The following is a 259-nucleotide window of genomic DNA, read 5'->3' as shown; positions in this document are numbered from 1 at the left end:
CCCCCGCTCCACGGTCTTGAAAGGGTATTCCCCCTTCTTGGTCCTTAGTGCGACTAGTTAGGTGCGATGGTGTCATGCAACGTATAGTTGGGTAACGGCGGATGCGGCCTGTGGCCTTATCCGCCCTACGCGACCTGAGTGCCTGATTGTCTTTTTGGTGCTATTTCCCGAAACTGGACGCTGGCACCGCGGAGGTTGGGTAACCCCTTGGGAGACCGTCACCTGCCTGGACGGCAGGTGATGAGCCCCCAGGGATGGG

Source organism: Marinimicrobium sp. UBA4509 (assembly GCF_002388575.1).
Taxonomy (GTDB): Bacteria; Pseudomonadota; Gammaproteobacteria; order Pseudomonadales; family Cellvibrionaceae; genus Marinimicrobium; species Marinimicrobium koreense.
This window is presented reverse-complemented; position numbering follows the sequence as displayed.